The following is a 20,954-nucleotide window of genomic DNA, read 5'->3' on the forward strand; positions in this document are numbered from 1 at the left end:
CTGAAGGGTCGTTCGAGACCAGGACGTTGATAGGTCGGGTGTGGAAGCGCAGTAATGCGTTAAGCTAACCGATACTAATTGCCCGTGAGGCTTGATCCTATAACACTGATGGTTATGACCTGGTGATATAGCGTTCCAAGTGTCGTTCAATACAAAATCTGGCTGCACCGTCAGCAGCCAGCCAACACCAATTACACCCCACCGTGCGTGATCATCGAGTCTGACTCTGATCGCCACGCGTTGTGTTTCTTCCAAGATTGGAGCAGTTGCCTAACCGCAGCCGCTCAACCAGTTACGCTTGACGACCATAGCGAGTTGGTCCCACTCCTTCCCATCCCGAACAGGACAGTGAAACGACTTTGCGCCGATGATAGTGGACGGACGTCTGTGAAAGTAGGTCATCGTCAAGCTTTTATTCCGCAGAACCCCACAGGTAACCCCTGTGGGGTTTTGTCTTTGTGAGAGCCCCTTGCGGGCGCCTGTCGAGATCTGCTCCAGGCACGCGCATCGGTCTCGCTACAGGATTGGAGCGTTTGCCCACGATAGGGCAGGCACTCAAGCAGTTACGCCTGACAACCATAGCAAGGTGGTCCCACTCCTTCCCATCCCGAACAGGACAGTGAAACGCCTTTGCGCCGATGATAGTGGACGAACGTCCGTGAAAGTAGGTCATTGTCAGGCTTTGATTCCAGGAACCCCGCAGCTCGCGCTGCGGGGTTTTTTCTTTTGCGGTGTTGTGCGATGAGCTAGCAAGCGGTCGGCGCGGCTGCGGGCGGCTGGGGCTTTTGGGCGAGTGGTTGCGGACCGTCAATCAGGCTGCAAGCCGCGCCAGCATTGAATGTGCACAAATAACAACGGCCGTGGGCGGGGTAGCTTTGTGCGGTAAGATTGACCGAGTCAATTCGTTGGAGCGTTATCGTGAGTGATCCCCAGACCCCCGTGCCCGGAACGACGTTAGACCTGCGCACGCTGACCCACGTTGCCTATGGCTTGTACGCCCTGGGCTTCCTGACGAGCGGTTTCCTGGGCATCGCCACGCTGGCGGCCGTAGTGCTGATGTACCTGAAGCGCTCGGACGCCGCAGGTACCGTCTATGCCGCTCATTTCGACTGGCTGCTGCGGACCTTCTGGTGGGCCCTGCTGTGGCTGGCCATCAGCGGCATCGCGACGCTCATCTTCATCGGCTGGATCGGCCTGGCCGCGACCGTGATCTGGGTGCTGTATCGCCTGATCAAGGGCTGGCTGTCGTTGCTGGAAGGCTCCGCGCCGACTACCTACGCCTGAAGGCTCGCGTTCAAACAGAAGGCCGGCATATGCCGGCCTTTTGCTTTGTTGAGTTTGATCTTGTAGCCCGTACTTGGACAGCGGGTGCGGGCATCAGCGAACAAGCGCTGAGTGCAATTCAGCGTTTCGAAGGCCTCTGCTGGTGCAGGATTATTCACGCTCGACACGTGGGCCCGCAGCATGTGCAGCCATCGCGCATGGGCCAATCCATGTTGCTTCCGAATGCTGGCCGTGGGACCGTGAGGAAGCCATGCCAACTGCCTGAAGAGGCGCGCCACGCTTGGCTTTCGGGGAATGCTGGTGTGGGGAATCGGGCCGTGCCGGCGAGATTGCGGCGTGGCTGTCGCGGTGAGAGAAAGCTGCGCTGGGGAGGCGAGCTCGCCCAGGAATGAACCGGGGCGTCGCGACGATATGAAGGCAGGGACGTACGGGGTACGCCCTTTGCCTGCTTACTTCAGATGTGCGTTGACCAGCTTGGTCAGTTCGAACATCGTGACCTGATCTTTGCCGAAGATCGGGCGCAGCTTGGCATCGGCGTTGATGTTGCGCTTGTTGCTGGCATCTTGCAGGTTGTGCTTCTTGATGTATTCCCAGATCTTTTTGGTGACCTCGGTACGCGGCACGGCTTCCGAGCCGATGACGGCGGCCAGTTCGGCGCTGGGGGTCAGGGGCTTCATGAATGCAGCGTTCGGCTTGCGCGCGGTCGCGGGTTTGGAGGTTGTGGCCATAATGCGGCGCTCCTTCTCTGGCTGTTGGAAAAATTGTCCTGCGGCCGGAGCATAACGTGTCTCTCTCGTAAAGACAAAGGCATTTATCCTCTGTAGCAACTAAAATGCACAGACTGTCCCCTCTATATCGTCATTCTGTAACCTCCTATGTACGCACGATCTCCTTTGGAATCAATTCGCCTCTTTCATGACGAATTGACGGCGCTGCGGCGCGATTTGCACGCGCACCCCGAGTTGGGCTTCGAGGAAGTCCGGACCTCCGGAATCGTGGCGGGCGCGCTGGAGGCGCTGGGGATCGAGGTGCACCGCGGCATCGGCAAGACTGGCGTGGTGGGCGTCATCCGCGGCAAACGCTGCGATAGCGGGCGCATGATAGGCCTGCGTGCCGACATGGACGCCTTGCCCATGACCGAAGACAACGACTTCGGGCACAAGTCGACCAAGCCTGGCCTGATGCACGGTTGCGGCCACGACGGTCACACCGCGGTACTGATCGGCGCGGCCAAGTACCTGTCGCAGACGCGCAATTTCGATGGCACCGCGGTTCTGATCTTCCAGCCCGCGGAAGAGGGGCGCGGCGGCGCGCGCGCCATGCTGGAAGATGGCCTGTTCGATACCTTTCCGTGCGACGCGATCTACGCGCTGCATAACTGGCCGGGCCTGAAGCCGGGCACGATAGGCATCAACCCCGGGCCGATGATGGCCGCGGCCGATCGCTTCGAGATCCTGATCACAGGGCGCGGCGGCCACGGCGCGCATCCTTACCAGACCATCGATCCGGTCACCATCGCAGGGCAGATCATTACGGCGTTGCAGACCATCGTGTCGCGCAACGTCAATCCGCTGGATTCGGCGGTGGTGTCCATCGGATCGCTGCAAGCCGGGCATCCCGGCGCCATGAGCGTGATTCCGCGCGAAGCGAGAATGGTCGGCACGGTGCGCACGTTCCGCAAGTCCGTCCAGGAAATGGTGGAGACCCGCATGCGCGAGTTGGTGTCCGCGATTGCGGGCGCTTTCGGCGGCACTGCCGAGGTCACTTACGAACGGATCTACCCTGCGACCTTGAACACGCCGCAGCACGCCAATCTGGTGGCCGACATCGCCACCGAGATGATAGGCAAGGAGAACGTCGTGCGCGATCTGACGCCCTCGATGGGCTCCGAGGATTTCTCTTTCATGTTGCAGAGCAAGCCTGGCGCATACTTCCGCCTGGGCCAGGGCGGAGCCGATTCCGGCTGCGTGCTGCACAACTCGCATTTTGATTTCAACGATGCCGTCATCCCCTTGGGCAGCGCGATGTTCAGCGCGCTGGCCGAACGGGGCATGCCGCTGGCAGATTAAGAAGCCTTTCCATGTCTACTCAAAACACGACTCAGCTCACCATCACCCGGCCGGACGACTGGCACCTGCATCTGCGCGACGGCGCTGCCCTCGAGGCGGTGGTGGCGGATACCGCGCGCCAGTTCGCGCGCGCAATCATCATGCCCAACCTGAAGCCGCCGGTCACGACCACCGAACAGGCGTTGGCCTATCGCGGCCGCATTCTGGAGGCTTTGAAGAAGGCGGGCGGCAATCCCGATGCCTTCACGCCGTTGATGACGCTGTATCTGACCGACAACACCACGTCGGAAGAGATTTTCCGCGCCTACGAGTCGGGCCAGGTCTATGCCGTGAAGCTTTATCCGGCAGGTGCGACAACCAACTCCGATGCCGGCGTGACCGATCTGCTGGGCAAATGCACGAAGGCGCTGGAAGCGCTGGAAAAATGCGGCATGCCGTTGTTGGTGCACGGCGAAGTGACGGATCCGTCGATCGACCTGTTCGACCGCGAAGCAATCTTTGTCGAGCGCGTGATGAAGCCGCTGCGCCGCGCCTTCCCCGCCTTGAAGGTGGTGTTCGAACACATCACGACGAAAGAGGGCGCGGAATACGTGCGCGACGCGGAAGGTCCCATCGCAGCCACGATCACGCCGCAGCACCTGCTGTACAACCGCAATGCGATTTTCCAAGGCGGCGTGCGGCCGCACTTCTACTGTCTGCCGGTGCTTAAGCGCGAAACGCACCGCCTTGCGCTGGTCGAGGCGGCGACCAGCGGCAGCCCGCGCTTTTTCCTGGGCACCGACAGCGCGCCGCACGCGCGCGGGTTGAAGGAGCATGCTTGCGGTTGCGCCGGCTGCTACACGGCATTGCACGCGATGGAGCTGTACGCCACCGCCTTCGACGCGGTCGGCAAGCTGGACAAGCTGGAAGGCTTCGCCAGTTTCCATGGCCCGGACTTCTACGGCCTGCCGCGCAACACCGGCACGCTGACGCTGGTGCGCGAGGCCTACCAGGTGCCCGAGGAAGTCGCGTTCGGCAACACGACGCTGGTTCCGCTGGCTGCGGGTGAAGCGCTGACCTGGCGCGCGCGGGGCTAGGCAATTGCGCCGTCCGGCAAGTCCGGAACAAAAGAAATGCCCCCGGATTTCGGGGGCATTTTTCATGCGCCTCTATATGTATATAGAGACAAGCTGATTACAGCGTGCCTTCGCGGCGCGCTTCCAGCAGTTCCCAGCGGGCGAAGCGCTCTTCGAGTTCGCTTTCCAGCTTGGCCAGTTCGCCGTTGATGCGTTCGACTTCGGCGGGCGCGTCGCGGTAGAGGCTGCCATCGGCGAGCTTGCCGGCAAGTTCCGCTTGTTGCGCCTCCAGGGCGGCGATGGCGTCCGGCAGGCCTTCCAGTTCGCGCAGTTCCCAGGAGTTCATCTTGGCCGACTTGGCCGGTTTGGGCTTGGCGGCCTTGGCGCGCGCGGCGGCATCGTCGACAGGCCGGGCGGCGGGGGTTGCGTCTTCGGCCGGGGCCGCGGGCGCGGGCCGCTGCGCGACCCATTCGTCGTAGCCGCCCACGTAATCGCGCCAGCGGCCATTGCCTTCGTAGGCGATGGTCTGCGTAACGACGTTGTTCAGGAAGGCGCGGTCATGGCTGACCAGCAGCACCGTGCCCTGGTACTCCTGCAGCAATTCTTCCAGCAGTTCCAGCGTTTCGATGTCGAGGTCGTTGGTGGGTTCGTCCAGCACCAGCACGTTGGCAGGGCGGGCGAACAGGCGCGCCAGCAGCAGGCGGGCGCGTTCGCCGCCGGACAGGCTGCGCACGGGCGAGCCGGCGCGGGCGGGCGAGAACAGGAAGTCCCCGAGGTAACTCATGACGTGCTTGCGGGCGCCGCCGATTTCCACCCATTCGCTGCCCGGGCTGATGATGTCGACGAGCGTGACGTTTTCGTCCAGCTGCGCGCGCATCTGGTCGAAGTACGCGACCGCGACGTTGGTACCCAGCCGCGTCGTGCCGCTGTCGGGTTGCATCTCGCCCAGGATCAGCTTGAGCAGGGTGGTCTTGCCGGCGCCGTTGGGGCCGATGATGCCGATGCGGTCGCCGCGCAGGATGGTGGTGGAATAGTCGTCCACCACGATCTTGTCGCCGAAGGCCTTGTTCACGTGGTCGAGTTCGGCGACCAGCTTGCCGGAGCGCTGGCCCTCGGCCAGCGCGAGCGAGACGTCGCCGACGCGTTCGCGGCGTTCGGCGCGTTCGACCCGCAGCCGTTCCAGGCGGCGCACGCGGCCTTCGTTGCGGGTGCGGCGGGCCTCGACGCCCTTACGGATCCAGACTTCTTCCTGCGCCAGCAGCTTGTCGAAGCGCGCTTGTTCCAGGCGCTCGGATTCGAGCCACTGGGCCTTGCGCTCCTGCCACTGCGAAAAGTTGCCGGGAAAACTCAGCAGGCGCCCGCGGTCGAGTTCGACGATGCGGGTAGCCACTGCGTCCAGGAAGCGGCGATCGTGGGTGATGATGACGGCGGCGCCTTTCCAGGTGCGCAGCATGTCTTCCAGCCAGGCGATGCCTTCGAAGTCCAGGTGGTTGGTGGGTTCGTCCAGCAGCAGCAGGTCCGGCTCATCGACCAGGGCGCGCGCCAGCGCGACGCGCTTGCGCGTGCCGCCGGACAGGCCGGCGATCTGTACGTCCGCGGGCAGGCCGAGTTTTTCGAGCACCGAGCGCACGCGCGAGGGGCGCTGCCAGTCTTCATGATCGCCCTCGACATTGCAGACCACATCGAAGACGGTGGCGTTTTCGTCCAGTTCGGGTTCCTGTTCGACCGTGGCCACGCGCAGCCCCGAACTGCGGGCGATGTCGCCGTCGTCGGGCTGGGTCCTGCCGTCCAGCAGTCTCAGCAGCGAGGACTTGCCGGCGCCATTGCGGCCGATGAGGCCGATGCGCTCGCCGGCCTGGATGGCGAAATCGGCGTGGTCCAGCAGCGGGTGGTGGCCATAGGCCAGCTGGATGTCGGTAAGGGTGATGAGAGTAGCAAGGGCCATGTGATGGGTATTGTCTGCGGCGTCTGAGCGAATCAAGGCGTATTGTCGCAGGAACCCCGTAACGCCGTTTGCACGGCTAGTGTCGCGGCTTCTTCGGGGACGGAGCTGGCGGGTGTAATAGAATACGCACCGCAAGGCGGGTCGGACGATCGCGGTGGATGCGAATCCATCGAGGAAGGTCCGGACTCCACAGGGCAGGGTAACGGCTAACGGCCGTCCGGCCGCGTCTTCGGGCGCGGTTGAGGAATAGGGCCACAGAGACGAGTCTGCGGGGCGGGCGTGCATCGCGCGCACAGATACGGCCATCTCCGTATCGCGCCGTCCGGCAACGGGCGGCGGCATCGCAGGGTGAAACGCGGCAACCTCTATCCGGAGCAACATCAAATAGGCATGCGTGCGGTCTTCGGACCGCGTAGGGCGGCCCGTCCAAGCATGCGGGTAGATGGCTAGAGCGGCTCAGCAATGATCCGTCCAGAGGAATGATCGTCCGCCAGGGAAACCTGGTGTACAGAATCCGGCCTATAGACCCGTCTTGCAACTCATTCGCAACGCGAGCCTGGTCCTGGCTGGAACCTGGCGTCGCGCTGGCCGGGCCGGACCATTTTTGGGGCCGCTCAAATCGGCGGGCCCGGCTGGAAGCCTTGCCAACCGGAGCAAACGACCGACCGTAAAACAATGCAAAGGCATTGTTAGCCGCCACTTCTGAAGAAGGACTTTTAGATAGTGCCGCAACCTCCTGATTTATTGGGAGGTTTTTCTTTTTGCGGATTTACATATTGATCTAAGTCCTTGTTGTGATTGAAAAAATTGCAACCACGCGCTTGACCGCCCCGATCCCATACCGTAGAGTGGGAAATAGTAGGAAATTGTGCAATTAAGTGGGGTAAAAGTGGTGTTTCAGGGAAGCAGCGCGCTCACGCTGGATGCCAAGGGACGGATCTCGATTCCGACCCGGCACCGTGACGCGCTCATGTCGCAGGCCGATGGCCGGCTGACCCTGACACGCCACCCTGACGGCTGCTTGCTGGTCTACCCGCGGCCCGAGTGGGAAAAGAAGCGCGAGCAGATTGCCGCCTTTCCCATGACGGCGCGCGCGTTGCAGCGGCTGTTGCTGGGCAACGCTCAGGACGTGGAACTGGATGGCTCCGGCCGGGTCCTGATCGCTCCTGAACTGCGCAACGCTTCCGGTATGACGCGCGATGTGATGCTGCTCGGTCTGGGCGCGCACTTCGAGCTGTGGGACGCCGCTACTCTGGCCAGCCGCGAGGCTGAGGACCTGGCCAAGGGTATGCCGGATGTGTTGAATCAGTTTTCGTTCTGAAAAAGTTATGGAATTCGAACATCGGCCCGTTCTGCTGGAGCCGACGGTGGACGCGCTATTGCTGCCTGACTTCGGCGGCAAGGGTGCGGCACGGTCGCATCAGCAGGCCGGGCCGGCTGCGGCTACGCGGGCGGAAGGCGGCGTCTTCGTCGACGGCACCTTCGGGCGTGGCGGGCACAGCCGCGAACTGCTTGGCCGTCTGGGCCCGAGCGCCAGGCTGGTGGTGTTCGACAAGGATCCGGAGGCGATCGCCGTAGCCAGGCAACTGGCGGCAGCGGACCCGAGGGTCACCGTGGTGCATGGCGGCTTTGCCACCATGGCCGAAGAATTGGAGCAGCTCGGCATCGGCAAGGTCGATGGCGTGATGCTGGATCTGGGCGTTTCCTCGCCTCAGATCGATGACGCTGAGCGTGGTTTCTCGTTCATGCGAGACGGCCCGCTCGATATGCGGATGGACACCACTCGTGGTCCCACGGTGGCGGATTGGCTGGCGCAAGCCAGTGTGGATGAGATGCGGGAGGTCATAGCGGATTATGGCGAAGAACGGTTTGCTTTTCAGGTTGCAAAGGCGATTGCTGCTCGCCGCGCAACAAGGCCGCTGCGCACCACGCTCGAGCTTGCCGAGTGCGTCGCCAGCGCCGTCCGCACGCGCGAAAAGGGGCAACATCCGGCCACACGCACCTTTCAAGCTCTACGGATTTACATCAATCGGGAACTCGAAGAGCTCGCGCGCACCCTCGCGGCAGCTCTAGACCTGCTCGCCCCGGGAGGGAGGTTGGCGGTGATCAGCTTTCATTCGCTTGAAGACCGCATGGTCAAGCAGTGCATCGCGGCGGCGGCTCGTCCGGCCGCCGCGCATGCGCGCCTGCCCCTGCGCGAAAGCGAAATGCCCCAGCCGGTCCTGCGCTCCCTGGGCCGCGTGCTGGCCGAAGACGACGAAGTCTCGGCCAACGCCCGCGCCCGTTCCGCCGTCTTGCGCGTAGCCGAACGTACCGAGACGCCGCTGCCCGCCGAGGGCGGCTTCGCGTTCGTGAAGATCGGTTCGCTGCCGGGCAGCGACCTGGCACCCCCGCCGCGTCGCGGCAAGGGAGGGCGCCGCTAATGGGTCGCGTCAACCTGATCGTTGCGGCTTTGCTGATGCTGTCGGCCATTTCCCTGGTCACCAGCCGGTATCAGTCGCGCCAGCTCTTCATCGAGCTGGGACGTGATCAGGCGCAGGCTCGCGACCTCGAAACCAACTGGCGGCGCCTGCAGCTGGACCGCGCCGAACTGGCCCGCAACGCGCGGGTCGACGCCATCGCGCGCGATGGCCTGAAGATGATCTCCATCGTTCCGGATCGCACGCTGTACTTGAACCAGCCGCCCGCTTCCGCCACCGGAGGCGCGCAATGAAACGCGTCCCTTTCTTCGATAACCCCGTGCTGCGCGGGCAATTGCCCACCTGGCGCGCGCGCCTGGTGCTGATCCTGCTGTTCGGCGGGTTCACCGTGCTGGCCGGCCGCGCTCTGTTCCTGCAGGGGCTGTCCACCGAATTCCTGCAGCAGCAGGGCGAGCGGCGCTATGAGCGCACGCTGACCCTGGCCGCGACGCGCGGCAAGATCATGGATCGCAACGGCGCGGTGCTGGCCTCCAGCGTGCCGGCGCGCGCCATCTGGGCGATTCCGGAAGACGCCAAGCAGGCTACCCCGGCGCAGATGGACACGCTGGCGAAGCTGCTGGAAACGCCGCCGGCTGACCTGCGTCACCGCCTGGTCGACGAAGACAAGAACTTCGTCTACCTGAAGCGCCAGGTCTCCATGGATGTGGCCGACAAGATCAAGCAACTGGGCATGCCGGGCGTGCATCAACAGCCCGAGACCCGCCGCTACTACCCGGACGGCGACGTGATGGCTCACGTGGTGGGCTTCAATAGCGTCGAGGATCAGGGGCAGGAGGGCGTCGAGCTGACGTTCAACCAGCAGTTGTCCGGCCGTCCCGGCAGCCGCCGCGTCATCAAGGACCGGCTCGGCCGCGTGATCGAAGATGTGCAGGCCGTGACCCTGCCGGTGGATGGCCGCGACCTGCGCCTGTCGATCGACACGCGTCTGCAGTATCTGGTGTTCAAGGCGTTGAAGGACGCCATGGACAAGCACCAGGCCAAGGGCGCGACCGCCGTGGTCGTGGACGTGCATACGGGCGAAATCCTGGCCCTGGCCAACGTGCCGACCTTCGATCCGAACAAGCGCGAGACCTTCCACGGTTCCAAGCTGCGCAACCAGGCCATCACCGACACCTTCGAGCCGGGCTCGATCATGAAGCCGTTCACCGCCGCGTTGGCGCTGGACCTGGGTCGCATCAGCACCAAGACCCTGTTCGAAACCGGCAACGGCCGATTCCAGTATCAGGGCAGCACGATCAGCGATGTGAGCCGCAACGGCACGCTGGACGTGGCCGGCGTGCTGCGCAAGTCCAGCAACATCGGCATGACGATGATCTCCGAGAAGCTGGAATCCCGCGAAATGTGGGACCGTTTTACCGAACTTGGCCTGGGCCAGGCGCCCCAGGTGGGATTTCCCGGCGCGGCGCCCGGACGCCTGCGTCCCTGGGACCGTTGGCGCCTGATCGAAAAGGCCACCATGGCCTACGGCTACGGCCTGTCGGTGTCGCTGCTGCAGGTGGCGCGCGCCTATACCGTTTTCGCCCGCAACGGCGACATGGTGTCGCTGACCCTGGTCAAGCGCGACAGCGATCCCACCAGCGTCAAGATCTACACGCCCAAGACGACTGAAATGGTGCGCGGCATGCTGGAAGCGGCTGCCGGCCCCGAAGGCACCAAGGCTGCCCAGGTGCAGGGCTACCGCGTCGCCGGCAAGAGCGGCACGGCGCGCAAGATCGTCGACGGCAAATACAGCATGCAGCGCTATCGGAGCTCCTACGTGGGCTTCGCTCCGGTGTCCGATCCGAAGATCGTCGTGGCCGTGTCCATCGACGAGCCGACGATCGGCGGCTATTACGGCGGCGCCATCGCCGCGCCCGTGTTCTCCCAGATCGTGGGGGGGAGTTTGCGGCTGATGGGGGTGCGCCCGGACGCGCCCTTCGAATCCACAATTGTTGCTGGTCTCAAGGAGCCAGGCAGATGAGCGCCAAAGGCTTCCTCTCCAACCCTGTCGCCACGGTTGCCGAAACCGTGGCGTGGTTGCATTCGCGCGTGTCGTTGACCGCGCACCTCAAACTGGACTCCCGCGATATCGAGCCGGGCGATGTGTTCGTCGCCTGCCCGGGCCTGTCCAGCGACGGACGTCTCTATATAGAGAAGGCGTTGGCGCTGGGCGCCAGCGCGGTGTTGTTCGAAGCCCCCGCCAACGATGCCGTCGCGGCCGTGGCGGACCAGGCCGCGATGCTGCCGGTGACTGGCCTGCGCGCCCTGCTGGGCGAGTTGGCCGACACCTGGTACGGCCGGCCCTCGGCCGAGCTGGCGGTGGTGGCGGTAACTGGCACCAACGGCAAGACGTCGTCGGTGCAATGGATTGCGCACGCGCTGAGCCGCAATGACAAGCCCTGCGGCACCATCGGCACCCTGGGCGCCGTGCTGCCCGACGGCCAGACGCTGGGCGGCGACCTGACGACGCCGGACGTCTTGACCGTGCACCGTACGCTGGCCGCCATGCGCGACGCCGGCGCCAAGGCCGTGGCCATGGAAGCGTCTTCCATCGGCATCGAGCAGGGCCGGATGGATGGCGTGCGCGTTGCGTTGGCCGCCTTCACCAACCTGACGCGCGATCACCTCGATTACCACGGCACGATGGAACGGTACGAAGCCGCCAAGGCGCGCCTGTTCCGCTGGCCGGGCCTGACCGCCGCCGTGATCAATGCCGACGACGAAGCCGGCCGCCGCCTGATTGCCGATCTGCCGGCAGGCATGGCAATGGGCTACAGCCTGAGCGAAGCGCAGGACATTCCCGCCGCCATGCGCGCGCGCGATCTCCAGGCCACCGCGCAGGGTCAGATCTTCACGCTGGTGTCGCCGCATGGCGAAGCCCAGATCGTGACGCGCCTGCTGGGCGCGCACAATGTATCGAACCTGCTGCTGGTAGCGGGCGTGCTGTATCAGTTGGGCCTGCCGTTTGCGCAGATCGCGCGCGAACTGGCCGCGACGGACCCCGTCGACGGCCGTCTGCAAACCGTCGAGCCGGTGGCGCACAGCACCCAGGCCAGCACGGGCCGCGGCCCGCTGGTGGTGGTGGACTATGCCCATACCCCGGATGCGTTGTCGCGGGCGCTGACCGCCTTGCGCGCCGTTGCGACCGCGCGATCGGGCCGCTTGATCTGCGTGTTCGGCTGCGGCGGCGAGCGGGATCCGGGCAAGCGTCCCGTGATGGGCCGCATCGCGGCGGACCTGGCCGACCATGTGGTCGTGTCCAGCGACAACCCGCGCACCGAGTCGCCTGAAGCCATCGTCGAACAGATCCTGACGGGCATCCCCGACAGCGTGAAGCCCGACGTGCAAGTGGACCGCGCGCGCGCCATCATGCAGACCATCTGGGCCGCGACGCCCGACGATGTGGTGCTGCTGGCCGGCAAGGGCCATGAAACCTACCAGGACATCGGGGGCGAGAAGCTGCCTTTCGATGACCGGGAATGGGCGCGGCTGGCGCTGCTGCTGCCGCAGGTCAAGGGTGTGTCGACCGACACCCGCCGTATCGGCGAAGGCGAATTGTTCGTGGCGCTGGTGGGCGAGAACTTCGACGCCCATAACTATCTGGATCAAGCCGAAGCGCGCGGTGCGTGCGCGGCCGTGGTGGCGCACGTCGTACCCGACGCCAAGCTGCCGCAGCTGGTGCTGGGCGACACCCGCGTCGCGTTGATGCGCATCGGCGCCGCGTGGCGCGCGCGGTTCACGCTGCCCGTGGTGGCGGTGACCGGCAGCAACGGCAAGACCACGACCAAGGAAATGATCTCGGCGATGCTGGCCGAGTGGCAGGGTGAAGCGGGCCGCCTGGCGACCGCGGGCAACCTGAACAACGACATCGGCGTGCCGCTGACTCTGCTGCGCCTGCGGCCGGAGCACCGCGCGGCCGTATTCGAACTGGGCATGAACCACCCCGGCGAGATCGCGCAACTGGCCGCGATCGCGGCGCCCTCGGTGGCGCTGGTCACCAACGCTCAGCGCGAACACCAGGAATTCATGCATAGCGTGGAAGCGGTGGCGCACGAGAACGGCGCCGCCATCGCGGCGCTGCCCGAGGATGGCGTCGCCGTATATCCCGGCGACGAACCGTATTCGGCGATCTGGGATGCCCTGGCCGAGCCGCGCCGCGTGTTGCGTTTCGGCCTGCAGCCCGGCCTGGACGTGTATGCCGAGCAGATCCTGGCTGACGTAAACGCCACCCGCTGCCGTGTGGTGACGCCGGTGGGCGTCGCCGACCTGGCGCTGCCGGTGCCGGGCCTGCACAACCTGCGCAATGCGCTGGCCGCCATTGCCAGCGCGATCGCGGCGGGGGCGCCGCTGGATGGCGCGGTGCGCGCCCTGGCAGGTTTCAGCCCGGTCGCGGGTCGCATGCAGCACAAGAGTATGAGTGACGGAACGTTGCTCATTGATGACACTTACAATGCCAACCCCGACTCGGTTCGCGTAGCCGTGGACGTGCTGGCCCGCATGGCCGGCAAGCGCGTCCTGGTGCTGGGCGACATGGGCGAGGTCGGGGACAACGGCCCCGCCATGCATGTCGAGGTGGGCAATTACGCGCGTGAGCAAGGGCTCGACGCGCTCATCACGCTAGGCGAAGCCAGCCGGGCGGCCGCGGCCGCATTCGGAGTGGGCGCACACGCCTGCGCATCGGTAGACGAAGTGGTTGCCGCAATGCGCGGCTTGCGCGCGTCCTGCGTATTGGTAAAGGGATCGCGCTTTATGCGCATGGAGCGGGTAGTGACGGCTTTTTCTACGAATGAAGGTGTGACGGCCAAGGGGCAGGGAGAGCAGAATGCTGCTTGAAATCGCCCGCATGCTGTCTGACGATGTGCGCGCACTGGGGGTGTTCGAATACATCACCCTGCGCGCTGTTCTGGCATGCGCGACCGCGCTGTTGATTGGCCTGGTGGCGGGTCCGCGCGTGATTCGCAAACTGACCGAGATGAAGATCGGCCAGGCCGTGCGCTCCTACGGTCCGGAAACCCATCTGGTCAAGACCGGCACCCCCACCATGGGCGGTGTGCTCATCCTCATTTCCATCGCCATCAGCACGCTGCTGTGGGCGGACTGGACCAACCGCTTCGTGTGGGTGGTGTTGCTGGTGACCTTCGGCTTCGGCTGGATCGGCTGGATGGACGACTATCGCAAGGTGGTCTATCGCGATCCGGAAGGCATGCCCGCGCGGCAGAAGTTCTTCTGGCAGGCCACCATCGGGATGGTGGCCGCGGTGTATCTGGCGTTTGCCGTGTCGGCGCCGGCCAATACCGAACTGTGGCCCTTGTTCAAGGCCTGGGTGGGCAGCGGTTTCACGATGTCCTTGCCGACGCGCGCCGACTTGATCGTGCCTTTCTTCAAGAGCGTGAGCTATCCGCTGGGCGTGCTCGGTTTCGTGGCGCTGACCTGGGCGGTCATCGTCGGCACCAGCAATGCCGTGAACCTGACCGACGGCCTGGACGGCCTGGCCATCATGCCTACCGTCATGGTGGGCAGCGCACTGGGTATCTTCGCCTACGTGGTCGGCCGCGTGGACTATTCCAAGTACCTGCTGTTCCCCTACATCCCGGGAGCGGCGGAATTGATGGTGCTGTGCGCCGCGATTGGCGGCGCCGGGCTGGCATTTTTATGGTTCAACGCGTATCCGGCCCAGGTTTTCATGGGCGACGTCGGCGCGCTTGCCTTGGGAGGCGCGCTGGGCACCATCGCGGTCATCGTGCGCCAGGAAATCGTGCTCTTCATCATGGGCGGCGTGTTCGTGGTCGAGACCCTTTCCGTGATGATGCAAGTGACTTGGTTCAAGTACACGAAGCGACGTTATGGAACAGGTAGACGCATTTTCCGCATGGCCCCGTTGCATCATCACTTTGAAGTGGGCGGCTGGAAAGAAACCCAGGTGGTCGTGCGTTTCTGGATCATCAGCATGATGCTGGTGCTGATTGGCCTCTCTACCCTGAAGTTGCGATGAATACGATGGAAACCTCCCGCGCAGACGCGCCGCTCGTCCTGATCCTCGGATTGGGCGAGACGGGTGTCGCCGCCGCTCGCTGGTGCGCCCGCCTGGGTGCCCGCCTGCGCGTGGCCGACACGCGCGCCGAACCGGGCGGGCTGGCCGCGCTGCGCGAATCACTGGCGCAAAGCGAAGTGGAGTACCGCCTGGGCTGCGACGAGTCCTTCGACACGGCGCTGCTGGACGGCGTGCATCAGGTCGTGCTGAGCCCCGGCTTGGCGCCCTCCCAGGCGCCAGCGGCCGAGTTGCTGCGCGAGGCCGAGGCCCGCGGCATCGAGGTCGTCGGCGAGATCGAATTGTTTGCGCGCGCTTTGGCCGATCTGGCCGAGACGCGCGAGTACCGGCCGCGCCTGTTGACCGTGACCGGCACCAACGGCAAGACCACCGTCACCGCGCTGACGCGCCAACTGGTCGAGGCCAGCGGCCTGTCGGCGGTGGCGGCGGGCAATATCAGCCCCGCGGCGCTGGCCGCGCTGATGGAAGCGCTGGACGCCGAATCGCTGCCGCAGGTCTGGGTGCTGGAGCTGTCCAGCTTCCAGCTGGAAACCACGCGCTCGCTGATGGCCGACGCGGCCGTGGTGCTGAACGTCACCCAGGATCACCTGGACTGGCACGGCGGCATGGAAGCCTACGCGCAGGCCAAGGCCCGCCTGCTGAAGATGGCCCGCGTGGCCATCGTCAACCGCGACGATCCGTACACCGTGGACATGGTCGCCACGCTGAACGCGCTGAACGTGCGCAGCTTCGGCCGTGACGTGCCGGAGCTGGTCGGCGACATGGGCCTGGAGCTGGGCCAGGGCGTGGCCTGGCTGGTGGCCTGCGAACCCAACGATTTCGATGAACCCGCGCCGCCGGTGCGCCGCAAGAAGGACGCGCCCGAGCCGACGCGCGCCAAGGGCCGCATGAGCCGCCTGATGCCGGTGGACGCCTTGCGTATCCGCGGCATCCACAATGCCTTGAACGCGCTGGCCGCGTTGCAGTTGGCGCGCTGCCTGGACCTGGGCTGGGGGCCGATGCTGCGCGCCTTGCGCGAGTACACGGGCGAACCGCACCGCGCGGCCTTCGTGCGCACGATCGGCGGCGTCGACTACATCAATGACAGCAAGGGCACCAACGTGGGCGCCACTGTGGCCGCGCTGGAAGGCCTGGGCCAGCAAGTCGTGCTGATCGCCGGCGGCCAGGGCAAGGGCCAGGATTTCTCGCCGCTGATTCCCGTGGTGGCGCAGCATGCGCGTGCCGTGATGCTGATCGGCCAGGACGGCCCCGAGATCGGCCGCGTGCTGGCGTCGACCGGCGTGCAGTGCGTGACGGTTGAAACCCTGCGCGACGCCGTGCGCGGCGCCGCTGAATTGGCCCAGCCGGGCGATGCCGTGCTGCTGTCGCCCGCTTGCGCCAGCCTGGACATGTTCCGCAACTATCCGCACCGCGGACAGGTGTTCGTGGAAGAGGTCGAAGACCTGGCCCGCGACCGTGGAGAGATCGCATGAGCCTGATCGCCGATCTCACCGCCAGCGTCAACGCCGTACGGCCCGGCCGTACCCGCATGCGCAATTTCGATCTGCCGCTGGTCATCGCGGCGTCGACCTTGCTGCTGCTCGGCCTGCTGATGGTGTATTCGGCGTCGATCGCGCTGGCCGACGGCCCGCGCTATGCCTCATATGGCCGCTACTACTTCGTGATCCGCCACGGCCTGTTCATCAGCGCCGGCCTGGTGGGCGCGGCGGTGGTGCTGGCGGTGCCGATCCGCGTGTGGCAACGCCTGGCGGTGCCGCTGTTCGTGGTGGCGATGGTGCTGCTGGTGGCGGTGCTGATCCCCGGCATCGGCCGCGAGGTCAACGGCGCGCACCGCTGGATCCCGCTGGGTCCGCTGAACTTCCAGCCCTCCGAACTGATGAAGCTGGCTGCGCTGCTCTACGCTGCCGATTACACCGTGCGCAAGCAAGAGCACATGCAGGCCTTTGCCCGCGGCTTCCTGCCGATGGCGTTCGCGCTGGCCGGCGTCGGCATGCTGCTGCTGCTGGAGCCTGACCTGGGCGCCTTCATGGTGATCGTGGCGATCGCGATCGGCATCCTGTTCCTGGGCGGCATCAACGGCAAGTACTTCAGCAGCCTGCTGGCCGTGCTGGTCGGCACTTTCCTGATGTTGATCTGGCTGTCGCCGTGGCGTCGGGCGCGCCTGTTCGCGTATCTGGATCCCTGGAACGAAGACAATGCCTACGGTAGCGCCTACCAGTTGTCGCATTCGCTGATCGCTCTGGGTCGTGGCGAATGGCTGGGCGTGGGCCTGGGCGCCAGCGTCGAGAAGCTCCATTACCTGCCCGAAGCGCACACCGACTTCCTGATGGCGGTGGTGGGCGAGGAATTGGGCTTTGCCGGCGTGATGCTGGTCATCACCCTGTTCGCCATCATCGTCTATCGCGGTTTCGACATAGGCCGCCAGGCCATCGCCATGGAACGCACCTTCGCGGGCCTGGTTGCGCATGGCGTGGCGATGTGGTTCGGCGTGCAGGCCTTCATCAACATGGGCGTCTGCCTGGGCCTGCTGCCCACCAAGGGCCTGACCCTGCCCCTGATGAGCTATGGCGGTTCGGGCATCGTGATGAACCTGTGCGCGCTGGCCATGCTGATCCGGGTCGACGTGGAAAACCGCGTCATGATGCGTGGAGGGCGGGTATGACGGCCTCTCGCACCATTCTGATCATGGCTGGCGGTACCGGCGGACACATCATGCCGGGCCTGGCCGTGGCTGATGTGCTGCGCGAGCGCGGCTGGCGTGTGCTGTGGCTGGGCAATCCTGAAAAGATGGAAGGCCGGCTGGTGCCGCCGCGCGGCATCGAGCTGGTTCCGCTGCGTTTCCAGGGCGTGCGCGGCAAGGGTGCTTCGGCGCTGCTGAAGCTGCCGTTCCTGTTGCTGCGCGCATTCGGGCAAGCGTGGTCGCGTCTGTCCGACGTGCGGCCCGACGTGGTGCTGGGCATGGGCGGCTACGTCGCTTTCCCGGGCGGCGTCATTGCGGCGCTGCGCGGCACGCCGCTGGTGGTGCATGAGCAGAATGCCGTGGCCGGCACTGCCAACAAGTGGCTGGCCAGGATGGCCCGCCGCGTGCTGAGCGGCTTTCCCGGCGTGCTGCCCAAGGGCGAGGCCATGGGCAACCCGGTGCGCGCGGACCTGTGCGCGTTACCGGACCCGGCCGCGCGCTACGCCGGCCGCAGCGGCCCGCTGCGCGTGCTGGTCGTGGGCGGCAGCCTGGGCGCCCAGGCGCTGAACACGACTTTGCCGCAGGCGCTGGCGCGCCTGCCGCAGGAAAACCGGCCGGTGGTGGTGCACCAGGCCGGCGAGCAACATTTGCCCGCGCTGCAGCAGGCCTACGCCCAGGCGGGCGTGGAAGCCGACTGCCGCGCATTTATCGATGACATGGCGGGCGCCATGGGCGAAGCCGATCTGCTGATCTGCCGCGCGGGCGCCATGACGGTGTCCGAAGTGGCCGCGGCGGGCGTCGCAGCCCTGTTCGTGCCGTTCCCGCATGCCATCGACGACCACCAGACCGCCAACGCGCGCTTTCTGAGCGACGCGCAGGCTGCCTGGCTGCAGCCGCAGACCGGCCTGACGCCCGAATGGCTGGCGCAGTGGCTGGGCCAACGCTCTCGACAAGAACTCCAAGCCGTGGCCGAACGGGCCCGCGCGCATGCGCGCCCCGAAGCCGCGGCCCATATCGCCGACGTCTGTGAACAAGCAGCGGGGCGCGCATCATGAAACACAGAATTCAACACATCCATTTCGTAGGCATCGGCGGCTCGGGCATGAGCGGCATTGCCGAGGTGCTGCTCAACCTGGGCTACACCATCAGCGGTTCCGACCTGAACGAGTCGGCGGTGACGCGCCGCCTGGCCGGCCTGGGCATGAAGATCGCAATCGGCCACGTGGCCAGCAACGTCACGGGCGCCGCCGCCATCGTCACGTCCACCGCGGTGGCAGGCGACAATCCCGAGGTGATCGCCGCCCGCGCCGCCCGCATCCCGGTGGTGCCGCGCGCCATCATGCTGGCCGAGCTGATGCGCCTGAAGCGCGGCATTGCCGTCGCCGGCACGCACGGCAAGACGACCACGACCAGTCTGGTGGCCAGCGTGCTCGCCGCTGGCGACCTGGATCCGACCTTCGTGATCGGCGGCCGCCTGAATTCGGCCGGCGCCAATGCGCGGCTGGGGCAGGGCGACTACATCGTGGTCGAAGCCGACGAATCGGATGCCTCGTTCCTGAACCTGCTGCCGGTGATGGCCATCGTGACCAACATCGATGCCGATCACATGGACACCTACGGGCACGACGTGGCGCGCCTGAAGAGCGCCTTCATCGAGTTCACGCAGCGCCTGCCGTTCTACGGCAGCGCGGTGCTGTGCTCGGACGACGCCAATGTGCGCGAGATCATGCCTTTTGTCTCGCGGCCCATCACGACCTACGGCCTGAACGAAGAGGCGCAGGTGCGCGCCTACGAAGTGCAGCCGGAAGGCACGCGCATGCGCTTCAACGTGCAGCGCACGCATCGCGACACCCTGCTGCCGCCGCTGCAGGTCGAACTGAATCTGCCGGGCCTGCACAACGTGCGCAACGCGCTGGCCGCGATCGCCGTGGCGACCGAGCTGGGCGTGGCCGATGCAGCCATCTGCGAGGCGCTGTCGTCCTTCCATGGCGTGGGCCGCCGCTTCACGCAGACGGGCGAATTCCCTGTGCCGGCCAGTCATGGCGGCGGCACTTTCACGGTGATCGACGATTACGGCCATCACCCGGTGGAAATGGCCGCGACGCTGGCCGCCGCGCGCGGCGCCTGGCCCGACCGCCGCATCGTGCTGGCCTTCCAGCCGCACCGCTACACGCGTACCCGCGACTGCTTCGAGGATTTCGTGCGCGTGCTGGGCACGGCCGACGCGGTGTTGCTGACCGAGGTCTACGCCGCAGGTGAACCGCCACTGGTGGCGGCGGATGGCCGAGCCTTGTCGCGCGCCCTGCGTGTGGCCGGCAAGGTCGAGCCGGTGTTCGTCGAGGACGTGACGGAACTGCCGCAGGCCATCGTGGATTTCGTGCGCGATGGCGACGTGGTGATAGTGATGGGAGCGGGTTCGATCAGCAAGGTCCCCGCTCAAGTTGGAGAACTGGCATGAACACGCAATTCGGCAAGGTCGGTGTGTTGTACGGCGGACGATCCGCCGAGCGCGAAGTGTCCTTGATGTCGGGCACGGGCGTGCACCAGGCGCTGCTCAGCGCCGGCGTCGACGCGCACCTGTTCGACACGGGCGAGCGCAGCCTGTCCGAGCTGGCCGCCCAGGGTTTTGACCGCGTGTTCATTGCCTTGCACGGCCGCTACGGCGAAGACGGCACCATCCAGGGCGCCCTGGAACTGCTGGGCATCCCCTATACCGGCAGCGGTCCGCTGGCCTCCGCGCTTGCCATGGACAAGACCATGACCAAGCGCGTGTGGCTGCAGCACGGCCTGCCCACGCCCGACTTCGAATTGCTGGACGCCGACACCGAGCTGCGTCTGGTGCCGGACCGCCTGAGCCTGCCGCTGATCATCAAACCGCCGCATGAAGGCTCGACGGTCGGCATCACCAAGGTGGTGGGCTATTCCGACATGAAGGAAGCCTATGCCGCGGCCGCGCGTTTCGACGCCGAAGTGCTGGCCGAGCAGTTCATCACCGGTCGCGAGCTGACCGTGGCGGTGCTGGGCGGCGGCAAGACCGCGCGCGCGCTGCCCGTCATCGAGATCGCCGCGCCCGGCGGCAACTACGACTACGAGCACAAGTACTTCTCCGACGACACGCAGTATTTCTGCCCGGCCACGCTGCCGCCCGAAGTGGCCGCGGAAGTCGCCGAGATCGCGGTCAAGGCTTATCAGGCGCTGGGCTGCGAAGGCTGGGGCCGCGCCGATTTCATCCTCGACCGCGACAACCGGCCGTGGCTGCTTGAAATGAATACCTCGCCTGGCATGACCAGCCATTCACTCGTTCCCATGGCTGCCAAGGCGGTGGGAATCAGCTACGCCGATCTGTGCGTGGCGATCTTGTCCGAGGCTGCGTGCAAAGTGCGCAGTCCGGCCCGCAACGCTTGACCCGGATA

At 65.5% G+C, this 20,954-nt stretch carries 16 protein-coding genes, 3 rRNA genes and 1 other RNA gene; 18 read left to right on the plus strand and 2 right to left on the minus strand.

Annotation, left to right across the window (positions count from 1 at the left end; translation table 11 throughout):
* The 4 genes from IB259_RS16340 to IB259_RS16355 form a co-directional block, all read left to right on the plus strand.
* Nucleotides 1-99 (plus strand): 23S ribosomal RNA (locus tag IB259_RS16340); the annotation flags it as partial.
* Between the two features lie 198 nt (nt 100-297).
* A 5S ribosomal RNA gene (gene rrf / locus IB259_RS16345) occupies nt 298-410 on the plus strand.
* A gap of 158 nt (nt 411-568) precedes the next feature.
* Nucleotides 569-681 (plus strand): 5S ribosomal RNA (rrf, locus tag IB259_RS16350).
* Between the two features lie 237 nt (nt 682-918).
* Entirely contained in the window at nt 919-1,284 is a 366-nt protein-coding gene (locus IB259_RS16355; protein WP_013391517.1) for a membrane protein, read from the plus strand.
* Nucleotides 1,285-1,733: 449 nt separating this feature from the next.
* On the opposite strand, the gene IB259_RS16360 is transcribed toward IB259_RS16355, so the two are convergent.
* Complete coding sequence (locus tag IB259_RS16360) at nt 1,734-2,012, minus strand: SWIB/MDM2 domain-containing protein (RefSeq protein ID WP_006217453.1); 279 nt, start codon at nt 2,010-2,012, stop codon at nt 1,734-1,736.
* Between the two features lie 147 nt (nt 2,013-2,159).
* Here IB259_RS16360 and IB259_RS16365 point away from each other — a divergent pair, with 147 nt between their 5' ends.
* Together IB259_RS16365 and pyrC are read left to right on the plus strand one after the other, a co-directional pair.
* Complete coding sequence (locus tag IB259_RS16365; RefSeq protein WP_054457611.1) at nt 2,160-3,353, plus strand: M20 aminoacylase family protein; 1,194 nt, start codon at nt 2,160-2,162, stop codon at nt 3,351-3,353.
* A gap of 11 nt (nt 3,354-3,364) precedes the next feature.
* Nucleotides 3,365-4,429 carry a dihydroorotase gene (gene pyrC / locus IB259_RS16370; protein WP_054457610.1) on the plus strand — a complete coding sequence of 355 codons (1,065 nt, stop codon included), beginning with the start codon at nt 3,365-3,367 and terminating at the stop codon, nt 4,427-4,429.
* A 97-nt stretch (nt 4,430-4,526) separates the two neighbouring features.
* Here the strand turns inward: pyrC and IB259_RS16375 are convergent, their stop codons facing one another.
* Entirely contained in the window at nt 4,527-6,353 is a 1,827-nt protein-coding gene (locus IB259_RS16375) for an ATP-binding cassette domain-containing protein (RefSeq protein WP_192329672.1), read from the minus strand.
* A gap of 133 nt (nt 6,354-6,486) precedes the next feature.
* On the opposite strand from IB259_RS16375, the gene rnpB reads away from it, so the two are divergent.
* The 12 genes from rnpB to IB259_RS16435 all read left to right on the plus strand — a co-directional run bounded on the left by rnpB (nt 6,487) and on the right by IB259_RS16435 (nt 20,946).
* Nucleotides 6,487-6,891, plus strand: an RNA gene (rnpB, locus tag IB259_RS16380) — RNase P RNA component class A.
* A gap of 354 nt (nt 6,892-7,245) precedes the next feature.
* The gene (gene mraZ, locus IB259_RS16385) at nt 7,246-7,674 is read left to right on the plus strand and encodes a division/cell wall cluster transcriptional repressor MraZ (protein ID WP_006226256.1); all 429 of its coding nucleotides are present in this window, start codon (nt 7,246-7,248) and stop codon (nt 7,672-7,674) included.
* A 7-nt stretch (nt 7,675-7,681) separates the two neighbouring features.
* On the plus strand, nt 7,682-8,776 hold the full coding sequence (gene rsmH / locus IB259_RS16390) for a 16S rRNA (cytosine(1402)-N(4))-methyltransferase RsmH (RefSeq protein WP_054457608.1): 1,095 nt from the start codon (nt 7,682-7,684) through the stop codon (nt 8,774-8,776).
* On the plus strand, nt 8,776-9,066 hold the full coding sequence (ftsL, locus tag IB259_RS16395; protein WP_054457607.1) for a cell division protein FtsL: 291 nt from the start codon (nt 8,776-8,778) through the stop codon (nt 9,064-9,066). The genes rsmH and ftsL overlap by 1 nt, the downstream gene beginning before the upstream one ends.
* Nucleotides 9,063-10,793, plus strand: coding sequence for a penicillin-binding protein 2 (locus IB259_RS16400; protein WP_054457606.1), 1,731 nt, complete (start codon nt 9,063-9,065; stop codon nt 10,791-10,793). Before ftsL ends, IB259_RS16400 begins: the two co-directional genes overlap by 4 nt.
* On the plus strand, nt 10,790-13,645 hold the full coding sequence (gene murF / locus IB259_RS16405; RefSeq protein WP_192329674.1) for a bifunctional UDP-N-acetylmuramoyl-L-alanyl-D-glutamate--2,6-diaminopimelate ligase MurE/UDP-N-acetylmuramoyl-tripeptide--D-alanyl-D-alanine ligase MurF: 2,856 nt from the start codon (nt 10,790-10,792) through the stop codon (nt 13,643-13,645). The genes IB259_RS16400 and murF overlap by 4 nt, the downstream gene beginning before the upstream one ends.
* Complete coding sequence (gene mraY, locus IB259_RS16410) at nt 13,635-14,804, plus strand: phospho-N-acetylmuramoyl-pentapeptide-transferase (RefSeq protein WP_042796413.1); 1,170 nt, start codon at nt 13,635-13,637, stop codon at nt 14,802-14,804. Before murF ends, mraY begins: the two co-directional genes overlap by 11 nt.
* Entirely contained in the window at nt 14,801-16,333 is a 1,533-nt protein-coding gene (murD, locus tag IB259_RS16415) for a UDP-N-acetylmuramoyl-L-alanine--D-glutamate ligase (RefSeq protein ID WP_175182180.1), read from the plus strand. The genes mraY and murD overlap by 4 nt, the downstream gene beginning before the upstream one ends.
* Nucleotides 16,330-17,523, plus strand: a complete 1,194-nt coding sequence (gene ftsW, locus IB259_RS16420; protein ID WP_042796415.1) for a putative lipid II flippase FtsW — start codon at nt 16,330-16,332, stop codon at nt 17,521-17,523. Before murD ends, ftsW begins: the two co-directional genes overlap by 4 nt.
* On the plus strand, nt 17,520-18,596 hold the full coding sequence (gene murG, locus IB259_RS16425) for an undecaprenyldiphospho-muramoylpentapeptide beta-N-acetylglucosaminyltransferase (RefSeq protein ID WP_054457602.1): 1,077 nt from the start codon (nt 17,520-17,522) through the stop codon (nt 18,594-18,596). The genes ftsW and murG overlap by 4 nt, the downstream gene beginning before the upstream one ends.
* A complete protein-coding gene (gene murC, locus IB259_RS16430; protein ID WP_054457601.1) occupies nt 18,593-19,999 on the plus strand; it encodes a UDP-N-acetylmuramate--L-alanine ligase in 1,407 nt (468 codons plus the stop codon). The genes murG and murC overlap by 4 nt, the downstream gene beginning before the upstream one ends.
* The gene (locus tag IB259_RS16435) at nt 19,996-20,946 is read left to right on the plus strand and encodes a D-alanine--D-alanine ligase (RefSeq protein ID WP_054457600.1); all 951 of its coding nucleotides are present in this window, start codon (nt 19,996-19,998) and stop codon (nt 20,944-20,946) included. Before murC ends, IB259_RS16435 begins: the two co-directional genes overlap by 4 nt.
* Nucleotides 20,947-20,954 lie beyond the last annotated feature (8 nt).

The organism is Achromobacter sp. ACM04, from assembly GCF_014851465.1.
Taxonomy (GTDB): Bacteria; Pseudomonadota; Gammaproteobacteria; order Burkholderiales; family Burkholderiaceae_B; genus Achromobacter; species Achromobacter aegrifaciens.